Origin of the sequence: Nonomuraea sp. WAC 01424 (assembly GCF_003947315.1) — a bacterium.
GTDB classification, from domain to species: Bacteria; Actinomycetota; Actinomycetes; order Streptosporangiales; family Streptosporangiaceae; genus Nonomuraea; species Nonomuraea spiralis.
The window spans coordinates 64,297-86,416 of record NZ_QHHZ01000029.1 but is presented as its reverse complement, the minus strand read 5'-3'; the positions used below and the strand labels follow the sequence as shown (position 1 = coordinate 86,416).

General features: G+C 67.9%; 21 protein-coding genes and 3 pseudogenes. 9 read left to right on the top strand and 15 right to left on the bottom strand.

What is annotated here, in order from left to right:
• Window positions 1–2: 2 nt before the first annotated feature.
• Both DMB42_RS50140 and DMB42_RS50135 read right to left on the bottom strand, forming a co-directional pair.
• Window positions 3–1,001, bottom strand: a complete 999-nt coding sequence (locus DMB42_RS50140; RefSeq protein WP_125648535.1) for a helix-turn-helix domain-containing protein — start codon at window positions 999–1,001, stop codon at window positions 3–5.
• 178 nt (window positions 1,002–1,179) lie between these two features.
• Entirely contained in the window at window positions 1,180–1,578 is a 399-nt protein-coding gene (locus tag DMB42_RS50135; protein WP_125648533.1) for a nuclear transport factor 2 family protein, read from the bottom strand.
• A 176-nt stretch (window positions 1,579–1,754) separates the two neighbouring features.
• Between DMB42_RS50135 and DMB42_RS55810 the strand changes: the two are divergent.
• Together DMB42_RS55810 and DMB42_RS50125 are read left to right on the top strand one after the other, a co-directional pair.
• Window positions 1,755–1,943: pseudogene (locus tag DMB42_RS55810) on the top strand (RNA polymerase sigma factor); the annotation flags it as partial.
• Between the two features lie 283 nt (window positions 1,944–2,226).
• The gene (locus DMB42_RS50125; protein ID WP_125648530.1) at window positions 2,227–2,841 is read left to right on the top strand and encodes a hypothetical protein; all 615 of its coding nucleotides are present in this window, start codon (window positions 2,227–2,229) and stop codon (window positions 2,839–2,841) included.
• Window positions 2,842–2,858: 17 nt separating this feature from the next.
• On the opposite strand, the gene DMB42_RS50120 is transcribed toward DMB42_RS50125, so the two are convergent.
• The gene (locus tag DMB42_RS50120; RefSeq protein WP_125648527.1) at window positions 2,859–3,209 is read right to left on the bottom strand and encodes a hypothetical protein; all 351 of its coding nucleotides are present in this window, start codon (window positions 3,207–3,209) and stop codon (window positions 2,859–2,861) included.
• 2 nt (window positions 3,210–3,211) lie between these two features.
• On the opposite strand from DMB42_RS50120, the pseudogene DMB42_RS50115 reads away from it, so the two are divergent.
• Window positions 3,212–4,553 (top strand): annotated as a pseudogene (locus tag DMB42_RS50115) (transposase); the annotation flags it as partial.
• A gap of 547 nt (window positions 4,554–5,100) precedes the next feature.
• Here the strand turns inward: DMB42_RS50115 and DMB42_RS50110 are convergent.
• Window positions 5,101–6,456, bottom strand: coding sequence for an MFS transporter (locus DMB42_RS50110; protein ID WP_221762721.1), 1,356 nt, complete (start codon window positions 6,454–6,456; stop codon window positions 5,101–5,103).
• Window positions 6,453–7,094, bottom strand: coding sequence for a helix-turn-helix domain-containing protein (locus DMB42_RS50105; protein WP_125648524.1), 642 nt, complete (start codon window positions 7,092–7,094; stop codon window positions 6,453–6,455). The genes DMB42_RS50110 and DMB42_RS50105 overlap by 4 nt, the downstream gene beginning before the upstream one ends.
• A gap of 256 nt (window positions 7,095–7,350) precedes the next feature.
• Between DMB42_RS50105 and DMB42_RS54575 the strand changes: the two genes are divergently transcribed.
• Window positions 7,351–7,821, top strand: coding sequence for a DUF4158 domain-containing protein (locus DMB42_RS54575; RefSeq protein ID WP_312024812.1), 471 nt, complete (start codon window positions 7,351–7,353; stop codon window positions 7,819–7,821).
• Here DMB42_RS54575 and DMB42_RS50095 read toward each other — a convergent pair.
• The 4 genes from DMB42_RS50095 to DMB42_RS50080 all read right to left on the bottom strand — a co-directional run bounded on the left by DMB42_RS50095 (window position 7,782) and on the right by DMB42_RS50080 (window position 13,805).
• Window positions 7,782–9,014, bottom strand: a complete 1,233-nt coding sequence (locus tag DMB42_RS50095; protein ID WP_125648521.1) for a PQQ-binding-like beta-propeller repeat protein — start codon at window positions 9,012–9,014, stop codon at window positions 7,782–7,784. The two genes, DMB42_RS54575 and DMB42_RS50095, sit on opposite strands and share 40 nt — an antisense overlap.
• Before the next feature lie 545 nt (window positions 9,015–9,559).
• Window positions 9,560–11,446, bottom strand: a complete 1,887-nt coding sequence (locus DMB42_RS50090; protein ID WP_125648518.1) for a WD40 repeat domain-containing protein — start codon at window positions 11,444–11,446, stop codon at window positions 9,560–9,562.
• A 904-nt stretch (window positions 11,447–12,350) separates the two neighbouring features.
• Entirely contained in the window at window positions 12,351–13,061 is a 711-nt protein-coding gene (locus DMB42_RS50085; protein ID WP_125648515.1) for a recombinase family protein, read from the bottom strand.
• 48 nt (window positions 13,062–13,109) lie between these two features.
• Window positions 13,110–13,805 (bottom strand): DUF6193 family natural product biosynthesis protein, encoded by a 696-nt coding sequence (locus DMB42_RS50080; RefSeq protein WP_125648513.1) that lies wholly within the window; start codon window positions 13,803–13,805, stop codon window positions 13,110–13,112.
• Window positions 13,806–14,106: 301 nt separating this feature from the next.
• On the opposite strand from DMB42_RS50080, the gene DMB42_RS50075 reads away from it, so the two are divergent.
• Both DMB42_RS50075 and DMB42_RS50070 read left to right on the top strand, forming a co-directional pair.
• Window positions 14,107–14,478 carry a hypothetical protein gene (locus DMB42_RS50075; protein ID WP_125648510.1) on the top strand — a complete coding sequence of 124 codons (372 nt, stop codon included), beginning with the start codon at window positions 14,107–14,109 and terminating at the stop codon, window positions 14,476–14,478.
• Window positions 14,479–14,484: 6 nt separating this feature from the next.
• Window positions 14,485–14,985 carry a hypothetical protein gene (locus DMB42_RS50070; protein WP_125648507.1) on the top strand — a complete coding sequence of 167 codons (501 nt, stop codon included), beginning with the start codon at window positions 14,485–14,487 and terminating at the stop codon, window positions 14,983–14,985.
• Here DMB42_RS50070 and DMB42_RS55805 read toward each other — a convergent pair.
• The 3 genes and pseudogenes from DMB42_RS55805 to DMB42_RS50055 all read right to left on the bottom strand — a co-directional run bounded on the left by DMB42_RS55805 (window position 14,975) and on the right by DMB42_RS50055 (window position 17,159).
• Complete coding sequence (locus DMB42_RS55805; RefSeq protein WP_185845290.1) at window positions 14,975–15,370, bottom strand: Tn3 family transposase; 396 nt, start codon at window positions 15,368–15,370, stop codon at window positions 14,975–14,977. The genes DMB42_RS50070 and DMB42_RS55805 overlap by 11 nt on opposite strands.
• A 124-nt stretch (window positions 15,371–15,494) precedes the next feature.
• A pseudogene (locus DMB42_RS55800) lies at window positions 15,495–16,028 on the bottom strand (tyrosine-type recombinase/integrase); the annotation flags it as partial.
• A 306-nt stretch (window positions 16,029–16,334) separates the two neighbouring features.
• Window positions 16,335–17,159: a ThiF family adenylyltransferase gene (locus tag DMB42_RS50055; RefSeq protein WP_260478399.1), complete on the bottom strand. Its 825-nt coding sequence runs from the start codon at window positions 17,157–17,159 to the stop codon at window positions 16,335–16,337.
• Between the two features lie 376 nt (window positions 17,160–17,535).
• On the opposite strand from DMB42_RS50055, the gene DMB42_RS50050 reads away from it, so the two are divergent.
• From DMB42_RS50050 to DMB42_RS50040, 3 genes are all read left to right on the top strand, one after another.
• Complete coding sequence (locus tag DMB42_RS50050; RefSeq protein WP_221762719.1) at window positions 17,536–18,528, top strand: helix-turn-helix domain-containing protein; 993 nt, start codon at window positions 17,536–17,538, stop codon at window positions 18,526–18,528.
• Window positions 18,529–18,634: 106 nt separating this feature from the next.
• Window positions 18,635–19,096: an MFS transporter gene (locus tag DMB42_RS50045; protein WP_260478398.1), complete on the top strand. Its 462-nt coding sequence runs from the start codon at window positions 18,635–18,637 to the stop codon at window positions 19,094–19,096.
• A gap of 213 nt (window positions 19,097–19,309) precedes the next feature.
• A complete protein-coding gene (locus DMB42_RS50040; protein ID WP_125648501.1) occupies window positions 19,310–19,870 on the top strand; it encodes a GNAT family N-acetyltransferase in 561 nt (186 codons plus the stop codon).
• A 17-nt stretch (window positions 19,871–19,887) separates the two neighbouring features.
• Here the strand turns inward: DMB42_RS50040 and DMB42_RS50035 are convergent, their stop codons facing one another.
• The 3 genes from DMB42_RS50035 to DMB42_RS53890 are packed head-to-tail and all read right to left on the bottom strand — an operon-like array spanning window position 19,888 to window position 22,066.
• Complete coding sequence (locus DMB42_RS50035; RefSeq protein ID WP_125648498.1) at window positions 19,888–20,910, bottom strand: TIGR04500 family putative peptide maturation system protein; 1,023 nt, start codon at window positions 20,908–20,910, stop codon at window positions 19,888–19,890.
• Window positions 20,907–21,866, bottom strand: a complete 960-nt coding sequence (locus DMB42_RS50030; RefSeq protein ID WP_125648495.1) for an MvdC/MvdD family ATP grasp protein — start codon at window positions 21,864–21,866, stop codon at window positions 20,907–20,909. Before DMB42_RS50030 ends, DMB42_RS50035 begins: the two co-directional genes overlap by 4 nt.
• Window positions 21,867–21,916: 50 nt before the next feature.
• On the bottom strand, window positions 21,917–22,066 hold the full coding sequence (locus DMB42_RS53890) for a hypothetical protein (RefSeq protein ID WP_185845289.1): 150 nt from the start codon (window positions 22,064–22,066) through the stop codon (window positions 21,917–21,919).
• Window positions 22,067–22,120 lie beyond the last annotated feature (54 nt).

Here is a 22,120-nt window from a genome sequence, read left to right as displayed (position 1 = left end):
GATCACTGCCGGCGGAGGATCAGGTCGTTGCCCAGCCGGGTGATCTGATGGATGACCATGTTGGCGTGCCGGGTGCTGGTGACGAGCCCGGCCCGCTGAAGCACCTGGGCGTGCGCGCTGGCCGACGACAGCGAGGCGCCGGTCCTGCGGGCGAGTTCGCTGGTGGTGCAGCCGTCGGTGGCGGCGATGCAGCGCAGGACGCGGGCCCGGGTGGCCCCGAGCAGGTCGGGCAGCGCGTCGTCGGGATCGGCGCCAGGGGCGGGCGTCGCGTGCTGGATCGGGAACACCAGGACGGGCGGCAGGCTGACATCGGCCATCGCGACCGGCGCGAACCGCCCGAAGTAGGAGGGGATGAGCGTCAGGCCGCGTCCTTGCAGGTGGATCTCGTACCGGCCGGTGGCGTAGTCGGCCTCCAGCACCGGGGGCCGCCACCGCATCGACGGCCCGAGGCTCGCGAGCATCGCCTCCACACCTTGGTCGGTGAGCACGCGGGTCAGCCTGGCGCGCTCACGTCCCAGCGCGGCCTCCATGTCGGTACGGCGGGAGCCGAAGGCGACCTGGCAGTACCGCTCGCTCAGCCGGGCCAGGCCGCGGATGGACCGGCGGTTGCCGCGGGCGAGGTCGTCCAGCGTCGCGGGCACCGGCACGTGCGGCCGCAACTGGTCGACCTCGTGCCGCACCCGCGCCGACGGCGTGTCGGCCAGGACGTCCAGGCCCTGCCGGAACCCGTTCATCGACTCGTACGGCGTCAGGAAGTCGGGGAAGTACGCCTTGATCGGCACCAGCGGCACCAACCTCTCCCGCACCGGCTTGAGCAACCCGGCCTCGGCCAGGTCGGCGCGGGCCTGCCGACGCCAGCCGGACAGCGTGCTCGCCCCGCCCGGCCGCTGGAGTATGTGCAGGCTCAGCGCCATTTCCCACATCACGTCCGCCCGGCCGGCGATGCGCACACGAGCCAGATCCTCACCGGTGAAGACGATCCGCAAGGTCCCCTTGATCATGATCGCATACTCCGTCGCCGGAATCACAGGGCGATCACAACCTGATCGGTGATGGTCGTTGACCTGCGTGTTCCCGCTCAGCCCGGCCCTGGGTGACGCTCCCGGGCCCGGCAGCTCCGATCCGTGGAGGTCGAAGTGCCTGCAACGTCGCGCCAGGCCTTGAAGCGCTGAGGGGGCGTCAGCGTGCCGCTGCGTGATAGTGGCAGATCCGCCAGGTGTGCTCGAAACGCCGAGCGACGACGGACAGACGTATCGGGAAGATGTCACCGGTACGAGCGGTGAAGGTCACGTCCGCGAACCCGCTCACGACCCCGTCGCACAGCGGGTTCGCCCGCAGTACCTCCACGATCGCCCGTGCGCCCTCGGCGACGTTGTCGTAGTAGCCGAAGATCTCGGCCGGGCCGGCCCGCAACCGCGGGCTGATGCCCTGGAACAGGGCGTCCTCGGTGAACAGCGAGACGAGGTCGGCCGTCCTGTGGTCGTCGAAGGCACTCTGCCAGCGGCCCAGCAGCTCGGCGATGACGCCGTACGCGTCCGCCTCCGGATGCCCGGCTCCGATGACCACTGCTCCCGCCATGAGTGACTCCTTCACTTGATGGTGGCTGACGACCAGGACGCTAAGGCGTCACACCGGTGTGAAGGTCAACGCCGACTGTTCCCGGCCTCCTTGATCGGCGGTGAAAATCGCATGGAAGGGTCGGCGGCGACCGGGCAATCACCAGCGTCCGACATCACCGGCGAGAGAGACCATGCATGACCACGTTCCTCGACGGAGCGGTCGCCGATCCCGAGCGATTCTCCGTCATCTTCGATGCCCACTACGAGGAGATCCGCCGTTACATCGGCCGTCGCCTCGACCTCGACGTCGCCGAGGACCTCGCCGCCGAGACGTTCCTGATCGCCTTCCGCCAACGCCACGGCTTCGACGCCGCCAAAGGCGGCATCAGACCCTGGATGTACGGCGTCGCCACCAGACTCATCGGCCGGCACCGGCGTGCCGAGCTGCGGCGATACCGGGCACTGGCCAGGTCGGGACCGCCCGTCGCCGAGGACGGCCATGATCAACGGGTGGTGGATCAGATCGCGGCGCGGGTGACCGTAGGGCAACTTTCGGCCGCTCTGGCCCGACTGTCGCGCGGTGAGCGCGACGTGGTGCTGCTCGTCGCCTACGGCGAGCTGACCTACGACGAGAAGGTGATCCTCGCGACGGCGGGAGATGGTGCAGGTGGCGCGGCAGAAGAGCGCGGGCTACACCGTCGAGCAGCGGATCAGGGACGTGCTGTGGGCCGCCCGGGAACGGAAGATCGGGTACCGGACACAGCGCGGACCCGCTTTCGCCAAACCGCTCACGCCCGCCGACGAACAGGCGTGGAAGAACGCCGGCTCGCCCACCCTGTGCGACGGCTGCCTGCCTGGAAAGACCTACTTCACCCCGCTGAAGATGACGAGAACACCGGTCACGGACCTGCCTGCCGACCCCGAGGCGCTCAAGGCCGAGATCCTGCGGACCAACGACAAGGACACCCCGGAGGCGTGGTTGTGGGGGGTGGGCAAATGGCTCCTTCTCGACGCCGAGAGCACGTCCGCCACCATGGCCGGGCTCTACCGCGTGCTTGCCGGGCTGCCGGGGGTGCGGGTGGAGGACAACGTCGCCGACATCGACGGCCGTACCGGGATCGCGCTGACGTATGGCGAGGCGTCCGCCCGTCAGCAGATCATCATCGACCGGGACAGCGGGCAACTGCTCGCCGTACAGGAGGGGGACGGGAGCTCGGCGTACGTGGTCCAGCGACTCGGCTGGACCGACGACCCCGCGCCGAAGGAGTCGACCTACTCATGACCGGCCGACCACACCTCTCACAGGAGCCTGCCGGACCTTCGCAGGCGGCGTTCCCGCAGGGCGAGGAGCGGGGGGAGGGCGAGCTGCGTCACCGCGTACGCCGCCACGGCGAGCGCCTCCCAGAAGGCGGCCGTACCGATCGCGCCGGTGCTCAGCCCTGCCAGCCCCCACCGAGCGAGGGCGAGCAGCAGCGGCAGGGCCACGAGCACGAACACACCGGCCATGACCACGACCCCCGCCAGGTACAGCAGCCTGCTCGGAGGTCTTGCGGTCCAGCATGGCCGGCTGCCGCGGACGTCGGCGGTCGGGACTCCGGCCTTGCGGCAGAGCGAGGGGATGACAGCGGTGTTGATGTAGGTCTTCGCCATGGCTGCGGGCCGCCTGCCAGGCCATGCTGCCCCGCATCGACCTGCCGGAACTGCTGCTGGAGGTGCACGCCTGGACCGGTTTCCTGGACGCGTACGTGCACCTGGCCGACACCTCCACCCGCATGAACGACCTGCCGAGATCACTGGTGGCGCTGCTGATCAGCGAGGCGTGCAACGTCGGGTTGACCCCGGTGATCAAGGCTGGGGATGAGGCGCTGACCCGAGGCCGGCTCTCGCATGTGGATCAGAACTACGTGCGCGGCGAGACGCACGCCGCCGCCAACGCGATCCTGATCGAGCACCAGGGCCGGGTGCCGATCGTCGCGGCGTGGGGCGGCGGGCTGCTGGCGTCGGTGGACGGGCTGCGATTCGTCGTCCCGGTCAAAACGATCAACGCCGGACCCTCACCTAAGTACTACGGCTACAAAAGGGGTCTGACCTGGTTGAACGCAGTAAATGATCAAGTGGCGGGGATCGGACAGATGGTGGTGCCGGGCACGCCCCGCGATTCTCTCTACATCCTGGACTGCCTGATCAACCTGGACGCCGGGCCGAAACCGGAGGTGGTCACGACGGACCAGGCCAGCGACAGCAACAGCAACATGGTATTCGGGATCTTCTCCATGCTCGGCTACCAGTTCGCACCTCGCTTCGCCGACCTGGGTGACCAGCGGTTCTGGCGGGCCGATCTGCCCGACGGCAGCAGCGGCGCGTACGGGGTGCTGGAGGCGATCGCCCGGAACAAGATGAACATCAAGAAGGTGCCCACGCGGTGGCCGGACATGGTGCGGGTGGCCGGGTCGCTGGTGACCAACCAGGTGCGCGCCTATGACCTCCTGCGGATGTTCGCCCGCCAGGGTAACCCGACCCCGCTGGGGCAGGCGTTCGCCGAGTACGGCCGCATCGACAAGACGATGCACCTGCTCAGCATGCTGGACCCGATCGATTCCAGCTACCGCCGCAGCCTGGGCAAGCAGCTGTCGGTCCAGGAGTCCCGGCACCGTCTGGCGCGTAAGCTCTGCCACGGCAACGCCGGGAAGGTTCGGCAGGCCTACCGAGAGGGCCAGGAAGATCAGTTAGCGGCATTGGGGCTGGTTCTCAATGCTGTGGTTTTGTGGAACTCGAAGTACTTGTCGGCGATCCTGGACCAGCTGCGGGCCCAGGGCGTGCCGGTCAAGGACGAGGATGTGGCCCGGTTGTCCCCGCTGGGCCACGCCCACCTCAACTGCCTGGGCCGCTACGCGATCGCTTTCCTCGGCTCCAGACAAGGGCCTGCGACCGCTCGGAGCGGCGGCGCTGCCCCAGGACGCATCTTCTGCCGTCGTGGATGAGGACGGCGTGTAGACCTTGCAGCGATCAGCGGTCGTCGGCCTCTCTGAGAGGTCGGATCGGAGACTTGCACGTGGCTCGTGGGCCGTGCTCACGGCCAGTCTGGGTGAGTATCGGTTCGTCTGAACCGTCGATCTTGTCCGTGATGATCAGCCAGGTTCTGCGGCACCTCGGTCCTGAGGTCGGCAATCACCGCGGCGGCATGGATGGCGACCAGTGCGGCCTGCAGGCGTGGCGGTCCACGAGCCGAAGGCCCGCCCTCACCAGCACCCAGCCGAGCCGCTCCTCGAAAGCACTGATGACCGACGCGGGGGCGACCAGGCGGGCTCTGCGCTGCCGGTCAGCTTCCTCCCACAACTCACGGGCTCGTACGCCTTCAACAAATAGGTATAAGTCTGGATGCATCGTGACCTCCTGGGTGATCGTCACGGTCGGAACGGGAAGCCGTACATGCACGGCGACGTACTCACGGCTCTGTACGCGCGACAGCGGCCGTGGTCGGTGAACATGGGCCGGTAAGGGGTCTGTGCGGACTTGTGGGTAGCACCCTCTGATCCTTCGGTCAGATGCGGGGCGGCGCATCCGCGCTCGGAGAGGGCGACACCGTGGTGTGCTGGGCTGTTGCCATGCCGGTCGCGGGAGTCGGTTGGCCGCGGTAGGTCCATAGGAGGGCTCCTGTCAGCAATACGGCTCCTCCCAGCAACCAAGGAATCGGGCCGGGCGGCAGGACACCTACGAATAAGCCAGTGAGGGCGCCGACCAGTTGCAGGGCGAGAGACTGGACGGATAAGGCGGTAGCGCGGCCCGCACTTGTGACCCGGCGGTGCAGGAGATCGTTCTCGCTCGGGCCCGCCGAGCCGAGCCCGAGGTACACCAGGCCGTAGCCGGTGGCCGCGAGGGCTGTCGCGGGTGCTCCGGTGGATGCCGCGGTGGCGCCGAGGAGGAGCAGGCCGCTGGCGCTGGTCCCCAGGCTTGCCAGGACCGCGCGCTCGCCGCTGCCTGCCAGGCGTGCGATGAGCGGTGCGAGGTGGCTCCCGAGGCCCGAGCAGAGGAAACCGGCACAAGCCAGCGAGGCGAAGACCACCGCGCCCGACTCCGATGCGCCGGTCAGGCTCGCGACCCGGCCTGGTGTGAGCAGTTCGATGGCGGCCAGGGCACTGCCGGCAGCCCCCGCGCTGAGGAGGATACGGCGGACCATTGGGTCGCGTCCGCCCAGGCGCAGTCCATCTGCGATGGTGGCGGGGACCCCTCGCAGTACGCCGCGCAGAGTGGCTGCTGGCCGAGGTGGCTCGCGCAGGGCTGTCAGGACGTACAGCACGAAGACGATCTCGATAGCAGCGGCCAACAGCAGCGGTACCGACAGAGAAAGAACCAGGCCGGAGGTTGCTTGGCTCAGTTGCGTACCCACGTCCGGGCCGGTTGCCAGTAACCACGGCACAGCGCCGCCGAGCAGAGTGCCGGCGGCCAGCGCCGCCGATGTCGCCGTCTTTCCTCGGGCTAGACCGGGACGCAGGTCGGCACTGGGGCCGGAGTGCGCATGGACGATGTCGACGTACCATGCCTCGGCCGGCCCGCTGGACAGGGCTCGGCCCGCCCCCATGAGGGCCATGCCGCAGGTGAGCACCCAGGGCGCGGTACCCAGGCCTTGGAGCAGGAAAGCGACCAGATTCAGCAGACCGGCGGCGGCCAGGACGGTGCGCCGCCCTAGGACGTCGGACAGCCCTCCTGTGGGCAACTCCAGCGCGGCGGCGGTGAAAGAGTGCGCGGCGAAGAAGCCCGCGATGGCCGCGAGGGACATGCCACGTTCGGTGAAGAGCAGGATCAGGGGCGCGATGGTCAACCCGGCCGGAAGCCAGAAGAGCACGCAGGCTGTGACATAGCGGCGACGTGCGGCGCGCATGTTCAGTAGCTCAGTCACGATTCGTCCTCGCCGGTAGGCGCGGGAACGGAGGCGTCCAGATCAATGTCGGGATCGTGCGGTGCGAGGGGCAGTCCGGCGACGAGGAAGACGACCTGAGCAGCGCGTGGGTCGCCCGCGTCTCGGGTGGTCAGTTCCTCCACTTTCCGATCGAGCACCTGCCGCAGCTCGGTGAGAGACTCGGGGGTCAGCCGAAGCAGCAGGTCGGATATATCCGATGGTTCCAGCCACTCTTGGCCGAGCCGCCCGGCGGTGATGTTGGCCTCATGCCGGGCAAGGGACTCCTCCAGGTGCTCGATCTGGCGCCTGCGTGCGAAGCTGACGAAGGCGCGGCTTTCCGGTGCCGCGTCCATCCCCTTGTTGCTCCAGGACGTCACCAGGTGCACCGCCCGCCAGCGGCGCTCTCGCCTGTCGCGGTGTTCGGCCTCGGCGACGAACGCATACTTCGCCAGAACCCGCAGGTGATAGCTGGTGGAAGCGGATGTCTCTCCGGTCCTGACCGCGAGTTCGCTCGCGGTGGCAGGTCCGTCCTGCCGCAGCAATCCGAGCAGCCGGATGCGGAAGGGGTGCGTGAGTGCCTTCAGCGCGGCGGCATCCTGCTCAGGGTCGAGAACGCGCTTGTGCTCTTCGCTGACCATAGCCAAAGAGTAGATCCACCTACCATCTTTCCCAAAGTATTTTTGCAAAAAATCTTTGGGAATGTGCTGCGGTGGGAACTCAGCGCAAAGGCGGGCGGCGACACCCGGTCGAGTCAGGGTTTTTGGACTGACGTTTCTGGACGGTGTTGTCGCTGGTGGCTACGGTGTCCGGAGAGGTAAATGTTTCCGGACACCCTCGGAGGGGTCCCAGTAGCAATGAAGAAATTTCCAACGAAGTTGCCCCTGACCTGGGATAATGGTCGGGTTTGACGGTTTGGTGATCACTGCCGTTACCTTCGTTCCGGTTTCGTCCGGTACGGCAGGTAGAGGTGGTGCGTTGTCAGAGAAGATGTTCTCCGAGGAGCAGCTGGAGCAGCTGCGCTCGTTCCCGGAGATCACCAGCGATGAGTTGATCCGGTATTTCACGCCGACGGCGGCGGATGTGGCGTTCGTCGATCCAGGCCGTGGACGGCGGTCGGTGGACCAGCTGGGCATGCTGGTTCAGCTCTGTAAGGGGCAAACCAAGGCCGAAAGGGGCAATGAGCCCTGTCTACCAGTCGGCAATGTGCGGGAATGTCCATTTCCGAGAGTTGAGAACCCGTCACCGACCAGGGCGCTGACCAGTCCTTGCCCCTTTGGGGCTTATCTTGTCTGCCCCCCAGATCGCCTTCTGGCGCTCTGGCATGGTTACCGCATGGCCACCACACCGGCACTCGTTCGAACATAGAGCACGCCGTCTCCAGGCAGCACCGCCAGACCGTGTTCGTGATACTGGTCGCCGAAGTCGTCGACATAGCAGGGATGAAGGATCTCCTCGCCGATCTTGGCGGTCCAGCGCTGTTCCCCGGTGACGGTGTCGAATGCCGACACCGTGCCCGTCAAAGTCGCGACGTAGACGGCCCTGCCGGCCACCACCGGCGAGCCCGCGCACGAGCCGAACGAACGGATCCAACGCGGACGCCCAGTTGCGATATCGACGGCATGCAGACGAGCACTGTCCTGTTCGGGCGGTGTGTCACGAAGGATCTCCACCACGTAGACCGTCCCGTCCGACACCGCCACTGCCGAGTCCACCTCATTGTCACGCCCCGGATCGGGCAGATAACCCCAGATCTGCTCTCCGGTCTGTGGATCAAGGCCCACGATCTGCGCCGTCCAGTCTTCCTCCTCACGATAGACGGGCATCCACACTCGCTCCTCGGCCAGGACCGCATGCGCCTGAGCGAAGTAGACGACCTGCTCGTCGTCGTGGGAGCTTTCTTCGTCCTCTTCGTCCTCGTCCAGAGAATCGCCCGGAAAGGTGATATCACCGCCCTCGACGAAGGTCAGCAGCTCCCCCCTGTTCACATCGAACACGTGCACGCCGGTATGGGTATGGTGCGGTTCATTACCGAGTGCCGCGTAGGCGATGCCGGCCTCAGAAATCGCCGGGCTCGTCTGCACCCAGCCGGGCGCTTCTCTTGTCCGCCACCGCGGCTTCAGGTCGGGCAGGCGGAAAGCGCATACTTCCTCCAGCGTGTGGAGCAGCAGGAGGTCACCGATCACCGTTGGGCAACCGTCGTGATCCAGCTTCCGCACAAGCTCTCCGGTCCGTAGATCGAAGATCGCGCATTCTCCGATCTCATACTGCACGAAGATCCAGGAATTCCAGACAGCGGGCGCCGTCAGGATCTCAGCCAAACCGTCCCTGCCGTTCTCTCCAAGCGCCCTTCGCCAGCGCACCTCACCGGTCCTGGCATCGAACGCGTGAACCGCTCCAGACACATCGGCGGCAACGAGCGTGCCGCCCACGAGCACCGGAGACGCCACCACGGGGGCGCCCGTTCGCGCGATCCAGGCGACCTGCGCCCCATCAGGTACGCCAGAGGCTCGATACGCACCGCTGCGCCCATCGTTCCCAAAATGCGGTGTGACCGTCATGCCACTCCATCATCAATAGCCGGTAAGATCACCAAGCGTAGTCCCAGCACGCGCTATGGAACCGGGCGAACCAGAAACATGCGCCTGATCGCGCAGCCGGCGGACCATCGCAGGTCAGCAACCGCGAGACCACTCATTCAGGGCCCGCAGAACACGCACGAATCGCTGGGGCGCTCTCAACGCACTGACCGGCGCTCGCTGTCACAGGGGGGCAAAGCCGGAAAGGGGCAGCGGCGGTCGGCACACGGGACAGAATTCCATTTCTGTCTGGTTCTCGAGACGGCGTCTGACCACGTCAGCGTAGCCAGACCACCGAGGGAACCAATCCGGCCCCACGCCGGGTATGGCTATCCACAGCCGAAACCTCGGCTTCCGCCTCCACCGCCTGGCCAGCCCTATTGGCCCTTCCCGGCTTACTTGGTCTGCCCCCGCCTTGGTGATGGGCGGACGGAACGCGGGTAGGGCTCGCAATGGAAATCTGGGTCGAGGTGTAAGCGCCGTTCGTTCTCCCGGCGAACGGAGATCGTGCGCCCTGCAGCCGGCGGTCAAGCGGGGCGGGCGGCGGCCTTGACGGCTCGGGCGTCGGGGGAGTCGAAGGTCAGGCCCTTGGCGGCGCTGGGGACGTCGGGCCAGATGTCGAAGTGGCCCCAGCGGAGGGGCCAGGCGAAGCGGCGGTCGACCGTCCAGGCGAGGGAGGACTCGATCTTGGTGCGGCGTTCGGGTGGGGCGATGGCGGCGGACGGCTCGACGGGGATGCACCAGGTGCCGTCGGTGAGCTTGACGTAGCGCTGGAAGAAGTGCTCGAGAAGGTCGTCTTCGAGGATGTCCCCCGGCTCTTGCCACCAGCCGGAGAAGGTGTAGTCGGCCATGACCTCGCCGGAGTGGGCCCGGACGAACCGGACGCGGCGGCCGGAGACCAGGATGATCACCTCGCCCGAGCCCCACAGGACGCCCTCGACCCCTTCTGGGACGGGGAAGGCGCGCTGGAGGCGGGCCGAGTCGGCGAGGTCCCAGATCTGGACTTCGCCGGCGGCGGTGAGGAGGGCGCCTCGGTCGCCCGACGGCGCCCAGGCCCACGCCTCGCAGTCCCCCTTGTCGACCGCGTTGAGCGGTGTGACGTCCGGAAGGGTGAGGCCCCCGCGCTCGTCGACGATGTGGACGCCCAGGTCGATCCGGCCCCTGCCCTCGCTGACCACGACGGCGAGCCGGACCTCGGCGCCGCGAGTGCCCCAGTGTAGGGATGTGTTGAAGCGGTCGAGGGACGTGTCGTGGACCCGCAGGCCCATCGGCCGCCCGTTCGTCGCGTCCAGGAACTCCACCCCGTGCTGAGAGATGTGGGCGAGGTACCGGCCGTCGGGGCTCCACGCGGCCACCCATCCGGTCTCGGCGTGCCAGGTCGGCAGGCCTGTCGCGACGTCGACGACGAATGCGCTGCCTCGTTCCTGGCAGTACAGCAGGGCGCCGTCGGGGGACCACAGCGGTGGCCGTTCGACCCAGAGTTCCTTCCTGCCGATCTCGGGAGGCAGCGAGTTGGTGAAGGTGTACTCGTGGAGCTCCGGCGCCCAGAAGAGCCGGCCCGCCTGCATTGGGACGACGCATCCCTGGACGCCGCTCTGCTCGTGCGTGCCCGCGGAGATGAAGGCGTGCCACCCGTCAGGATGTATGGCCCACGCGGGCGGACGCGGAGCGCCGTCCGTCACCTGGGCCTCCGCCCTGGGTTCGTTGGATTCGCCGAACGGGTCCCAGACGCCGACCGCGTTCGTCCTGAAGGCCATGCCGATGTGCCGTGCGTCCGCCGACCACTGGATCGCTCCGAGTTCGCCGGGCCACCCGACGCCGCCGTCGATCCGGGTCAGGGTGTTGACGCACTTGCCGGTGGTGACCTCCCAGATCTGAAGGGCACCGAAGCCGTCCTGCCCGGCCTCCATGAGCCAGGTCCCGGTCGCGAGGTAGCGGCCGCACGGGCTGAGCGCGAAGGCGATGAGTTCGCTCTCGTGCCCGAGCGGGCGGCTCAGAGTCGTTCCCCGTTCGAGGATCCGCTGAGTGGCGATCCGGTGGGTGTCGGTGACGCCGTGCTCGCGTTCGAGCGCCTCCAGCCGGTCGCGCAGCGGGAGCAGGTCCCGTTCCGGGGTGAACGCCGCCCAGTCGGCGTCCGCCAGCCTTTCAAGGTCAGGCGTTCCGAACAGGTCGGTCTCCAGAACGGGCTCGGGCTCCTCCAACAGCCAGAGCAGGGTCGCCTCGTCGAAGATCGGAATGCCCTGGGCGTACGCCCCGGTCGGCACGTCCCCCTGGCCCTCGAAGATCGCGTCCAGGTCGGACGAGACCTCCCGCACGACGCGGACCCCGGCCGCGACCAGCTGCTGTTCGGCCTCGCCCGTTCCGATCTTCTGGAACGGGCCGCAAAGCATCACGTTCCGCCCTGTGAAGTCCATGGCCACCGACCCTACTCATGATCAACGACATCCGCGCGGCGAAGCGCGACAGACCCACCCCAAGCCGGATATCCCGGGAGCGGGGGCTCCTCCCAGCCTCCGGCGACCGAGCCCGCTGCTACCGAGCCTGGCCGTCCTGACCACCCGGCGGTGTCGGCGGTCCGCTGAGGTCCAGGCGCTGGTCGGTGCGTAGTTGCACGGTGCCGTACGGGGTCATGTTGGTGGTGAATAGCGGGGTGAGGCCGCAGCAGTCAGCGTCGGTGAGTACCTCGGCCCACTCGGGTTCGGCGAGGGTGTCCTAGAGCATCAGGGTGTTTACCTGTTGAGGAGAACCAGACCTCTGTTTTCAGGGCGCCGTCAAGGAGCTCGCTCGGCAGTTCTCGGTTTGCCAGGCATGGGAGAGGGGGCGAACCGCTGTCCGCCCGCGTGATGCTGGAGCGCACAACCGATACGGACGAGCGTTGCTTGGCCAGGCCGCATGCCCACGCAGCACCTCTGGCTGGGCACCGCTGGCAGAATCGCAATGGTCGGCACATCACGGGTATGACGGCCTTCCGCCACGCCGAGGCGATGACTAGAGTGACAGCCGGGCCGTCGTCGCTCGGCCCAAGCCCCCTGCGCGGCCCATGACCGTCAGGGACATGGCAAAGGTGACCGCACCCCGTCTACCGGGGTGGACTGTGTTCATCAACGCGACGCCCCAGGAGGCATCCCGGGGGAGTATGCAATGGCGTTGTCAGGCTCTGAATCCTGCGCGCGAGTCATGGGGTCGTAGCGCACGAAAGAGGCAGAGCGATGACCAAGAATCACGGCCGCAAGCAGCGCGCCCGCAACGCTCAAAGGGGCTCCCGTAGCAAACGGCGAAAATGCAACGGATATGGCCCTGACCTGCGAGTTCCTGGTGTTAGGGGCAGGCTGTTGCGACGCGGGCGGTATACACGCGGTGTGCTTTGCGTGCAGCGGGGCTGGCGGTATCGGCGGCGGGTTCGCCGGTGGCGGGGAGGGTGTCGAAATGGTCGGGCGGTTGGCGAGCCCCAGCGTTGTCCAGGACGCGGCGGATGGTCTTGGGTGCGACGTGGTGCTGGCGGGCGAGGGCCTTGACGGCGATGCCGCCCCGGTAGGCCTCTACGACGTCGGCGGCGAGGGCGGCGTCGAGGGCGGTAGGGCGGCCGAGGGTTTCGCCGGAGGCCTCGGCGGCGGCGACGCCTTGGCGGGTGTTCTCGCTGATCATGTCGCGCTGGAACTCCAGCACTGCGGCGAGCACGGAGACCATCATCTTGGTGCCGGGGTCGTCTGAGGCAAGGTCGATGCCAGACAGCAGCCCGGATTCGACGCGCAGGTGCAGGCCGCGCCGGATGAGCACGGGGCGCAGGGCGAGGATGTCGGCCACGGAGCGGAACAGACGGGCGGCGTCGGCGATGCGGATGGTGTCGCCGACGGCGGCCTCGTGCAGGAGCCGGGTGAATCCCGCGCGATCCAGGGAGAGCTGGCGGCTGGAAGTGGCGGGGTCCTCATAAGTGAGGGCGCCGGCGCCCAGGAGCGTGGCCAGGGCGTGTCGTTGGCGGGTATCGGTCTGCTTGTCGGTGGAATACCGAAGGTAGATTCGGTCGGCCATGCCCGATCGTGCCCCTTCCCAGGTCGGCCGGGGTTGATTTCAGGAGTCCTACGCGGGGTTCTCAAGGGATGTCTGCTGCAGGTCGGCGGGAATTCGGTCGACGGCGATGGCGATTGCTTCGGCGGGTGTGGGGATCTGCATCGGGTCGGGGTCGTTGCGCCCTTCGCTGATGGTGTAGCCGCCGGCTCCTCGTGGTGCGTCAATCCAGACGAAGGGCCGGGAGAACGGGTAGTCGGGCGTGCTGGAGAAGCCCAGCGCCCAGTGGCTGGTGTAGGGGTAGAGCCGTCGCAGCCTGGGTTCGGCGTAGGCGGCCTCGATGAGGGCCTGGTATTCGGGCCAGTCGGCGTCGCGGGCGTCTTTGAGCATCCACTGCCACTCTGAGGCGATGATGTCGACGGGGTTGTTGTCGGGCACCTCGAAACGTCCGGTCAGGACGTCGAAGAGTGCGGCCTGCCCGATCTCCTCGAGGCTGGCTCCTTCGGCCCACCCGCGGATCACTTGAGGAAGCTCACGCAGATCCTCGGTGGCGCCGCAGATCATGAGCCTGTTGTTAGACGAGCCCCAGATGGTCCAGCGCCGTTCGTGATGCCACGCCGTGACGTAGGACGAGTGGCGATGCGGGATGAGGCTGGCGATCGTGGCATGGCGGAGTGGATCGGAGGGAGTGACGGCCAGGGGCAGGGACAGGCCCTGGCCGGCGGCTGCGGCGAGGAGTGCTGCGGCGAGGCTGCCATGGGCGGCCACGTCCGGGTAGAGGACAGCCGGGTCGGGTTCGCAGCTCATAAGATTCCGATCTGCTGCCCGTGTGGTGTTGCGGTAGCGGCCATCATAGGAGGCGAAAAGGGGAGGCGTAAGTCGGGATCGGATCCGATTGGATCGACGGCCCGTTCCAGCAGGTCGGGCACGGCATTCAGATCGGATCCGGCGAGGGGGCGGAGTCGACCGGTTGCGCCCCCACTTGTGATCGGACTATGGGGTGCCGGTTGGCTCGGGCCGCCAGGCATGCGTATCAGTTCGGCCGGGTCTGATCAGGTAGCTTCACGCCATGGTTGATGTTGCGACGCTGCGCGAGTTCCTCCGGTCGGAGTTGCCTGAGGCTCGGCCGGTTCTAGCTGCGTGGGAAGCGAAGGAGATCGCGGACGCCGCCGAGTACGACCATGAGCCGTTCCTCGACAACGTGTACGGGTTGATGTCCGAGGTTTTCTGGTGGGAGGTGTTCGAGCCTGCCATCTCCAAAACGGACGTCCCGGTGCTTGAACGCTGCTACGCAGTGACGGAAGCGCTCCTCACGTGTGACGATCCGTCGAACATGATCCGAGAATGCTTGATCATCCGAGTCCTCAAGTACCTGGACGCACAGTCTCCTGGGTACGCCTTCGCAGGCCCGGAGACCAGACGACTTCTCGAATCACCGTGAGCGGCAATGCTCGCCGAGCATCATCAGCAAACCGACATACTTCTGGCCATGACGGTCGAGAAGCGCAAGATCCTCGAGATCCAGCCGGGGCGCACCTGGCTGATCATCCTCGACGGACAGTGGGCCTACGAAGCGCCGCCCAACCATCACGCGGTGCCGCTCGGCAAGGCGTCCATCGGGCTGCTTCCTCTGGTCGAACGACCACGTGACGAGGTCGAATCCGAGGCTCGCGCGGAGCTCGGCCCCACTGACCCCGACCTTGCCGGACCGGTGCGATTCGTCATCAGCACCGGGTTGAGCGCATGGTCGGACCACTGGATCTCACACACGCTCCGCTGGGTGAGGCCCGAGGAGGCCGAACTGTTCGCTGACCTACTCCACAAGATCGCCACAGCTCAGACTGCTGCCTCTCAACGAACCCAGCACGCCGCCAGGAAGCTCCTGAAGGAGCAGGGACTCTGGAGACCGCTGCCCGACCGTTCAAAACGGGACGAGCTCAGGGGTTGAGAAGGAAGGTGGTGCCGGCCTCGTTCACCAGGGTCGGGCGGAGGGGCCGCCAGCCGTCGTCGAGCTTGGCAGTCTCGCCTTCGATGTCGACCTCGATGAAGCCGAAGAAGTTGATGTTCTCCCGGTGGCCGGGAGCGATGAACGACAGCAGTTCGTCGGGGACCTCACGGCCTTGGGCGCGCAGTTCCTTGATGCCCATCGCGTAGTACTCGGTCGTCCAGGTGATGACGGCGTTGGTGAGGATCGTGAGGCACCAGGACTGCTCGGTCTGGTCCTGCAGGTGCGGCCGGACCATGGCGCCCTGCTGCGCGTAGTGCAGGTCCCGGCGCAGCGCGTGCAGGGACTCGCCCTTGTTGAGCTGCCGGGAGATCTTCCGGCGGTACACCGGGTCCGACAGATACCGTCTCGACCGCCTCCCGGTCGACCAGGACCTCGATGGTGCGGACGTTGCGTTCGAAGTAGCCGGCGTCCTGGTATGCCTGGGCGAGGGTATTGGGTGTGATCTTGGCGTAGTGCTGAGTAGTGTCCGGCGACCGATGCCCCAACCAGGCTTGCAGCTCGAACAGCGTCATCGGCTCCTTGGCGTTGTAGAGCTGGGTGGCGATGGTGGAGCGCGCCCGGTGGCTGGTGATGTTGCCGCGGACGTCGCGGGTTGGGACACCGGCCTTGCCGCATAGCGACGGGATGATCGTCTTGTTGATGTAGGTGTTGGCGACCCGGCGTGCTCGGTAGGCGAACAGGAAGTCGACGCGTTCGCCGGTCTTGCGGTCCAGCATCGTCGGTTGCTCGGGGCGGATGGCTTGCCAGGCTTCGATGGCCTTGCCGAGGAGCGGGTCGACCGGCTTGGTGAACGCTGTCCCGGTCTTGTGCGTGGGGATGTCCAGCAGGCAGACGGCATCGCGGGCCAAGACCTCATCGGTGTCTCCGGCGATCGGCTGGTCGTCGTGTTGCCAGCGGACACAGCCGACGCGCAGCCGGGCGATTTCGTCGCTGCGCAGGCCGCTGAACAGCCAGGTCAGTGTGACCGCCCGGACCAGCTCCATCGGGTTGCACAGTCCGTAGGAGCTGATCGGGAACTTCGGGTTCGACGTTGAGGCCGGCCCAGAGCAGCTTGGCCCACACGTCGTCGTCGATCACTCGGGGGTTGGGGCCGATGAGCGCTTGGATGCTTCGGGGTGTTCGCAGTGCTGTGGCGGGGTCGAACCATCGGGGAATCTGTTCCCACTCGTGCAGGTCGCGAAAGAACGTCCTGGTCGCGGTGAGGTATCCGGCCTTGGTGCGCGGCGAGAGCGGTTCCCCTGCCCGCTTGACCAGCCCCGAGTGGCTGCGCTGGATGTAGTCGCCGATGGTCATCCGGTCGACGGCTGCGACCCATTCGGCGCAGAGCTCCCGGGTCCAGTGGCTCGGTTCGGTGACGGATCGGCGGGTACGCAGCCCCTGCACGCGCTCACCCCTGGCGCGACCGACCAGACGATTCCCTTGGTGACCGTGATGCCGCCGCGCACGAACGGCACGCCGTGCCGTACACAGGCCGCGTTGACCCAGAGGTCGATCTCCTTGGGCTGGTCGATCCCCGAGGCGACCACGTCAGGACGGGTCCTGTCGATGAGCTCGGCCAGCTGCTCGGCGCTCTCGATGCCCGTGTCGATCGCCTGGACCTCGATGGCGGGGTCGAAAGAGCGCACCCACGCCGCCGCCCGCTCGACCTTCCTGGCGCCGAGGTCCTCCCAGCGGTAGAGGTACTGCCTGGCGAAGTTGCGTACGTCGACGGTGTCCCTGTCGACCAGGGTCATCCTGCCGACGCCCAGCCCGCTGAGATGCGGGATCGTGTTGGAGTTGAGGCCGCCGGTGCCGAGCACCAGCACGTGCGACTCGCTCAACCGGCGCTGCAGGTCCTCGCGGCTGCGCGCCAGCGTCCCGAACGACTCGAAGAAGGCCAGATTGCTGAAGTAGCGCTCGGCTTCGGTGGCGTCGAGCCTGCCCAGGCGCTCGCCGTCCTCCAGCAGTCGCTCGGCGTCGAAGGACTCGACCGCGCCGAGCACGTCCTGGACGGGCAGCGACAGCTCGTCGGCGAGCTGGCTGACGGTGCGGCCGCCCTCGTACAGCAGGGCGAGCAGTTTCTCCACGTGGCCGTCGGGGTCGCTCACCATCAACTGGTCACGCGGGTCGTACACGAGGCGGAGCTCGTCGCCCGTTCGTTCCCAGGCGACATTCTTGAGTTGTGGCCGAATATGTAAAGGGTCACCTGCGACGCCGGCGCCGTTCATCGTTCCATCACTCCCCGAAAGCCCTTTTCAGAACGGCTTTCATGCTGGAATCGTGCCGCCGTACCCGGGAATTGTTCGGGAATTCATGATTCCGGCGTGCGCAGCCTACTCACGGCCGATCGGGAAAGTCGTTGGCGGTGCGCGCAACGTTCGTTGGCAATGGCGGCACAGACGGCACCTCGCGACCGCCCGCCCACTGCCTCGACAGTTGCCGGGCCGCGCGTTTCTCGCCACATATCGAGTAGGGTCTCCAAGCCCGAGATCATGTCGTGAGAGGTGCGGATTGGGACTCGTCACCCTGCACAGCACGGACCTGCCGCCCGGCGAACGCTTCGACTGGTGGTGCGATCTGATCAGCCGCGACGTGGCGCCCATCCGGGTCGCCAGCGGCCACGCCGCCGACTTCCGGGCCTCGGCGGGCGCGATCGACCTGGACGCCGTACAGCTGACGACCATGTCGTTCCCCGCGCTCAGCTCGGTGCGCACGCCGGCGCTGATCCGCCGCTCCGACCCCGAGCGGTACGAACTCGCCCTGATCGCCGGAAGCACGATGTGGATCTCCCAAGGCGGCAACGACACCCGGATGGCCGCCGGTGACCTGGTGATGTGGGACACCTCCCGGCCCTACGAGGGGGGCGCGTTCGACGGCCCGAGCCCGGCGCGGGCGATCATCGTGCATCTGCCCAAGTCCGAGCTGCCCTTGCCGTCCGGCAAGGTCGACGCGCTCGTGGCCGGCAGGATGCCCGCGGGCGGCGGCATCGGCGCGATCCTCGCCTCCTACCTCAAGACGCTGGTACGCGAGGCGTCGTCCATGTCCTTGCCCGACGTGAAGCGGCTCGGCGCCGCCACGCTGGACATGGCCCTGGCCTTCGTGGCCCATCGCCTGAACGCGCAGGACCGCCTGTCGCCCGAGACCCGGGACCTGGCTCTGATGGCGCGCATCCGCGAGTTCGTCGAGCACAACCTCGGCGACCCCGGCCTGACGCCGCACGCCGTCGCGCAGCGGCACCACATCTCCGTGCGTTACCTGCAGTTGCTGTTCCAGCGTCAGGGCACGACGCTGACCGCCTGGATCCGGCGCCGCCGCCTGGAACACTGCCGGGCCGATCTGGCCGATCCGAGGCTCGCCGGGCAGCCCATCAACGTCATCGCCGCACGCTGGGGTTTCCCCCGCGCCGCCGACCTCAGCAGGTCCTTTCGCGCGAAGTACGGCCTGCCGCCCAAGGACTACCGCCACGAGGCCCTCACCAGCGCAGTTGACCTCAACTCAGGTTGAGCTGGTGGGCTGTCCGCTGTCGGCCTTCGGACCACAGGAAGCGAACAGCATGGACACCTCCACAGAACCGTCCGAACATCCCGCCGCCGTGGATCGGGCTTCTCCGTTGACGCTTCCGGTGGTGCTGGTCAGCGTCGTGCTGGTGGCGATGTCCATCTCGGGAACCGCGGTGGCGCTGCCGAGCATCGGCCGGGATCTCGACGCGTCCGGGTCCCCGCTGCACTGGGTCGTCGCCGGATACAACCTGGCGTTCGCGGCCATGACGCTCGTCGCGGGATCGGCCGCCGACCGGATCGGCCGCCGGCGGGTGTTCGTCGCGGTGGCGCTGGTCTTCGTGGCCGGGTTCCTCGCGACGGCGCTGAGCCGGACGATCATCATCACCGACCTCGCCCGCATCGTCTCCGGCGTCGGCGCTGCCGGGCTCATGGCGGCCGGCAGCGCCATCCTCGCCTCAAGCTACGCCGGAGCGGCCCGCAACCGCGCCTTCGCCCTGATGGGCACCATGGCCGGCGTCGGCATCGCCATCGGCCCCACCCTGTCGGGCCTCTCCCGTACGTGGAAGAAGTAGCTTGAGGAACGTCGCCGAGCGATCGAGAAGCTCGAACACGAGCTCACCGGCTGCATCGGCTGCGGCTGCCTGTCGATGAAGGCGTGCCTGCTGCTCAACCCCGACGACGCCCTGCGCGACCGAGGCCCCGGACCGTACGGCTCCAGGAGACCGCCGCGTCCCCGTGAGAAGATTCCTCGACAGAACGGGTTAATCCCGGACGGAAAGGAAGCGATGTTCGCGATTTCCCTGGGCGACGACGGCGCCGAGCTGCGTCCGCTGGAGCCCTGGCGGGCCGAGGAGTTCCTGAACCACATGGACCGGGGACGCGAGTTCATCGGACGGTTCATCTCCCTGCCCGACCTCGTCACCGACCTGGAGTCGGCCCGGTCGGTGCTGCGGACGTACGCGGACAAGGCCGCGGCCGACATCGGGCGGATCTACGGCATCTGGGTCGACGGCAAGCTGGTCGGCGGCGTCCTGTTCCGGACGATGGACATCAAGCACGGCACCGCCGAGGCGGGCTGCTGGCTGGAGCCGTCGGCAGCGGGCAAGGGCCTGGTGACCAGGGCCATCCGCGTGATCATCGACTGGGCCGTCGAGGAACGCGGCATCCACCGCGTGGAGTGGCAGGCCGCGGCGGGGAACACGGCCAGCATCGCCGTGGCCCGGCGGATCGGGATGACCCGGGACGGCGTACTACGCGAAAGCTACCCGCACCGGGGCGAACGGCACGACGTCGAGGTCTGGTCGGTGCTCGCCCCGGAATGGCGAGCCGACCGCCAGAAGACCTGAACCACCGGGCGGCGCCCTCACGCACGCTCGCGCGGTGCCCCGGCACCCGCAGCCGTCCGTTCCGCGACCCCCCAGAACCATTCGATCTTGGCCGTGTTCCTGCGCCCCTCGATCCATTCGCCGAAGATCCGGCGTTCGACGAGGTCGCGTACGGCCTCGTCGAGCACGGCCGGCTCCACCGCCAGGACCTTGACCAGCAGGTGCCCGCCCTCCACCGGGAACGGCCCGGCGATCGTCCCCGGAACGGCCCCGAAGATCCGCTCGGCCGTCTCCCCGTCGAGGTCGCCCCGGTGCAGGGTGGCGAACACCTCGCCCGGACGGGCGCTGCCGTCGGCGAACGCCCGCTCCACCGCGTGGAGGAACCCGTCCGCGTCGGGCACGGCCGGTTCGGTGACGAACACCGCCCGCGCGAGGCGGTCACCGTCCAGCTCCGCGCCGTGTTCGGCGAACCAGTCCTCGACCCGTCCCGCGGCCACCCGCGAGCGGAGTGCGGCGACGGCGGCCTCAAGGGCGACCAGCTCCTCCAGCTCCTGGTGGGAGATGCGGTTGCGGTCCATCCAGGCCCGGGTCGCCGCGCCGGTCAGCAGGCCGCGGGCGCGGCGGAAGGCGTCCATCGCCTCCTGCAACGCGGTGTCGCCCAGCGGTTCGCGGGCCTCCGCCAGTTCCTCGCGTACGAGGCTGTCGGCGACGAGCCGGTCGGACAGCGCGGACTCGTCCCAGATGAAGTCCAGGCAGGCGATCGCCCTGGCCACCGGCGTCTCGATGCCGTTGACCCGGAGCAGCAGGTGCTCGCCCGCACGGTGCACGCCGCGCAACGGCCACGGCAGGGCCCGGTCGGCACACCAGGACAGCGAGATCGTGGCGCCGTCGCCGTCCTTGATGAGCAGGGCGTGCTGCAAAGATCCGTCGAACTCCTCGCGCTGGGCGACCAGTCGCGTCCGGGCCTGTGGGTACGCCGCGCGGAACCCGTCCAGGCCGCCTTCGGGCATACCCGAGCTGAGCAGGCCGAGCAGGTCGGCGAGCATCGGCCCGTACGTCATCGTCTCACTCCGCTCTTGAGCAGTTCGGCGATCGCCGTGCTGATCGGCAGGCCGGTCGCGTCCTCGATCCACAGGAACTGGCCGTTCGGGTTGATCTCCAGGAAGACGTGGCGGCCGTCCGGCGTGAGGATCAGGTCGATCGCGCCGTAGGACAGCCCGAGCCGCTCGACCAGCTCCAGGCAGCGCCGGGAGACCTCGCCGGGCAGGTCGTGCGGCAGCACGGGGGTGGCCCCCGGGTCGTAGTGCCGCCAGTCGTACCGGGTGTGGTTGCTGACCTGGGAGTGGATCTCCGCCGCGAAGAGCTCGCCGCCCACCACCGTCACCCGCACCTCGACCCGCTTGGGAACGTACGCCTGGACGATGACCGGGCACAGGCGCAGGGCGTCGGCATGACCGAGGTCCGCCGGGGTCACGGGCGCCGCGAACCGCCCGAACCGTTCACCGTCCGCCTCCAGCTGATTGCCGTGCACGGGCTTGGTGATCACCCGGCCCTCGTGCCGGTCGTAGAAGTCGAGGAAGGACTCGGGATCGTTCGTGATCAGCGTCGCGGGCAGTTCGAAGCCCAGCTGCCTGGCCACTTCGAGCTGGTACGGCTTGCGCCCCGCGCGGTCGATGACCGGTCTGGAGGCGGGGACCTTGAGGCACCCCAGGCCGTCCCAGAGGCTCTCGGCCATGACGCGGCACTCCTCCTCGACGTGGTCGCGGGCGACGGTCAGAGGGTGGGCCACCGGATTCCCGGGGCGGCGGTACCAGATCGCGGTCAGCTCGTCGAGGACGAGACGGCGGCCGCCATGCCCGAGGGTCCGGACGGTCGAGCCGTCGCCCGGATGACCGATCTCCAAGGTGGCGGCGGCGGGGAACCGCGCGGGGTCGAAGACGGTGACGTCCGCCCCGGCGAGCGCCCCCATGACACGTTCGGCGTGCTCGTCACCGCCGCAGGTCAGTACGAGGATCATCAGTGTGGTTCCGGTCGGGGGCGCGACCTGGGCCGCGCCCCCACGGCGTACTAGTTGCTGTCGCCGGAGGTGTGCGAGTGGCCACCGTGGATCACGATGACCTGGCTCTTGGCGCCGCCGTTCACCTGGAGCAGCTGGCCCTCGTCGAGCTCAGCGCCCAGGGCCGCGATGTCGTCGATGCTGGTGCGAGTCTTCCCCATGTTCATCCCGCCCTTTTCGTACGCATGGGGAGCCGGATGCGCCCCATCGCGTGG

What these genes read in the sequence shown, in the direction of transcription:
- DMB42_RS50140 (WP_125648535.1), bottom strand. Translation starts at nt 1,001, where the DNA reads ATGATCAAGGGGACCTTGCGGATCGTCTTCACCGGTGAGGATCTGGCT.
- DMB42_RS50135 (WP_125648533.1), bottom strand. Translation starts at nt 1,578, where the DNA reads ATGGCGGGAGCAGTGGTCATCGGAGCCGGGCATCCGGAGGCGGACGCG.
- DMB42_RS50120 (WP_125648527.1), bottom strand. Translation starts at nt 3,209, where the DNA reads ATGGCGAAGACCTACATCAACACCGCTGTCATCCCCTCGCTCTGCCGC.
- DMB42_RS50105 (WP_125648524.1), bottom strand. Translation starts at nt 7,094, where the DNA reads ATGGTCAGCGAAGAGCACAAGCGCGTTCTCGACCCTGAGCAGGATGCC.
- DMB42_RS54575 (WP_312024812.1), top strand. Translation starts at nt 7,351, where the DNA reads ATGGTCGGGTTTGACGGTTTGGTGATCACTGCCGTTACCTTCGTTCCG.
- DMB42_RS50095 (WP_125648521.1), bottom strand. Translation starts at nt 9,014, where the DNA reads ATGACGGTCACACCGCATTTTGGGAACGATGGGCGCAGCGGTGCGTAT.
- DMB42_RS50090 (WP_125648518.1), bottom strand. Translation starts at nt 11,446, where the DNA reads ATGGACTTCACAGGGCGGAACGTGATGCTTTGCGGCCCGTTCCAGAAG.
- DMB42_RS50085 (WP_125648515.1), bottom strand. Translation starts at nt 13,061, where the DNA reads ATGGCCGACCGAATCTACCTTCGGTATTCCACCGACAAGCAGACCGAT.
- DMB42_RS50075 (WP_125648510.1), top strand. Translation starts at nt 14,107, where the DNA reads ATGGTTGATGTTGCGACGCTGCGCGAGTTCCTCCGGTCGGAGTTGCCT.
- DMB42_RS50070 (WP_125648507.1), top strand. Translation starts at nt 14,485, where the DNA reads ATGCTCGCCGAGCATCATCAGCAAACCGACATACTTCTGGCCATGACG.
- DMB42_RS50040 (WP_125648501.1), top strand. Translation starts at nt 19,310, where the DNA reads ATGTTCGCGATTTCCCTGGGCGACGACGGCGCCGAGCTGCGTCCGCTG.
- DMB42_RS50035 (WP_125648498.1), bottom strand. Translation starts at nt 20,910, where the DNA reads ATGACGTACGGGCCGATGCTCGCCGACCTGCTCGGCCTGCTCAGCTCG.
- DMB42_RS50030 (WP_125648495.1), bottom strand. Translation starts at nt 21,866, where the DNA reads ATGATCCTCGTACTGACCTGCGGCGGTGACGAGCACGCCGAACGTGTC.
- DMB42_RS53890 (WP_185845289.1), bottom strand. Translation starts at nt 22,066, where the DNA reads ATGGGGAAGACTCGCACCAGCATCGACGACATCGCGGCCCTGGGCGCT.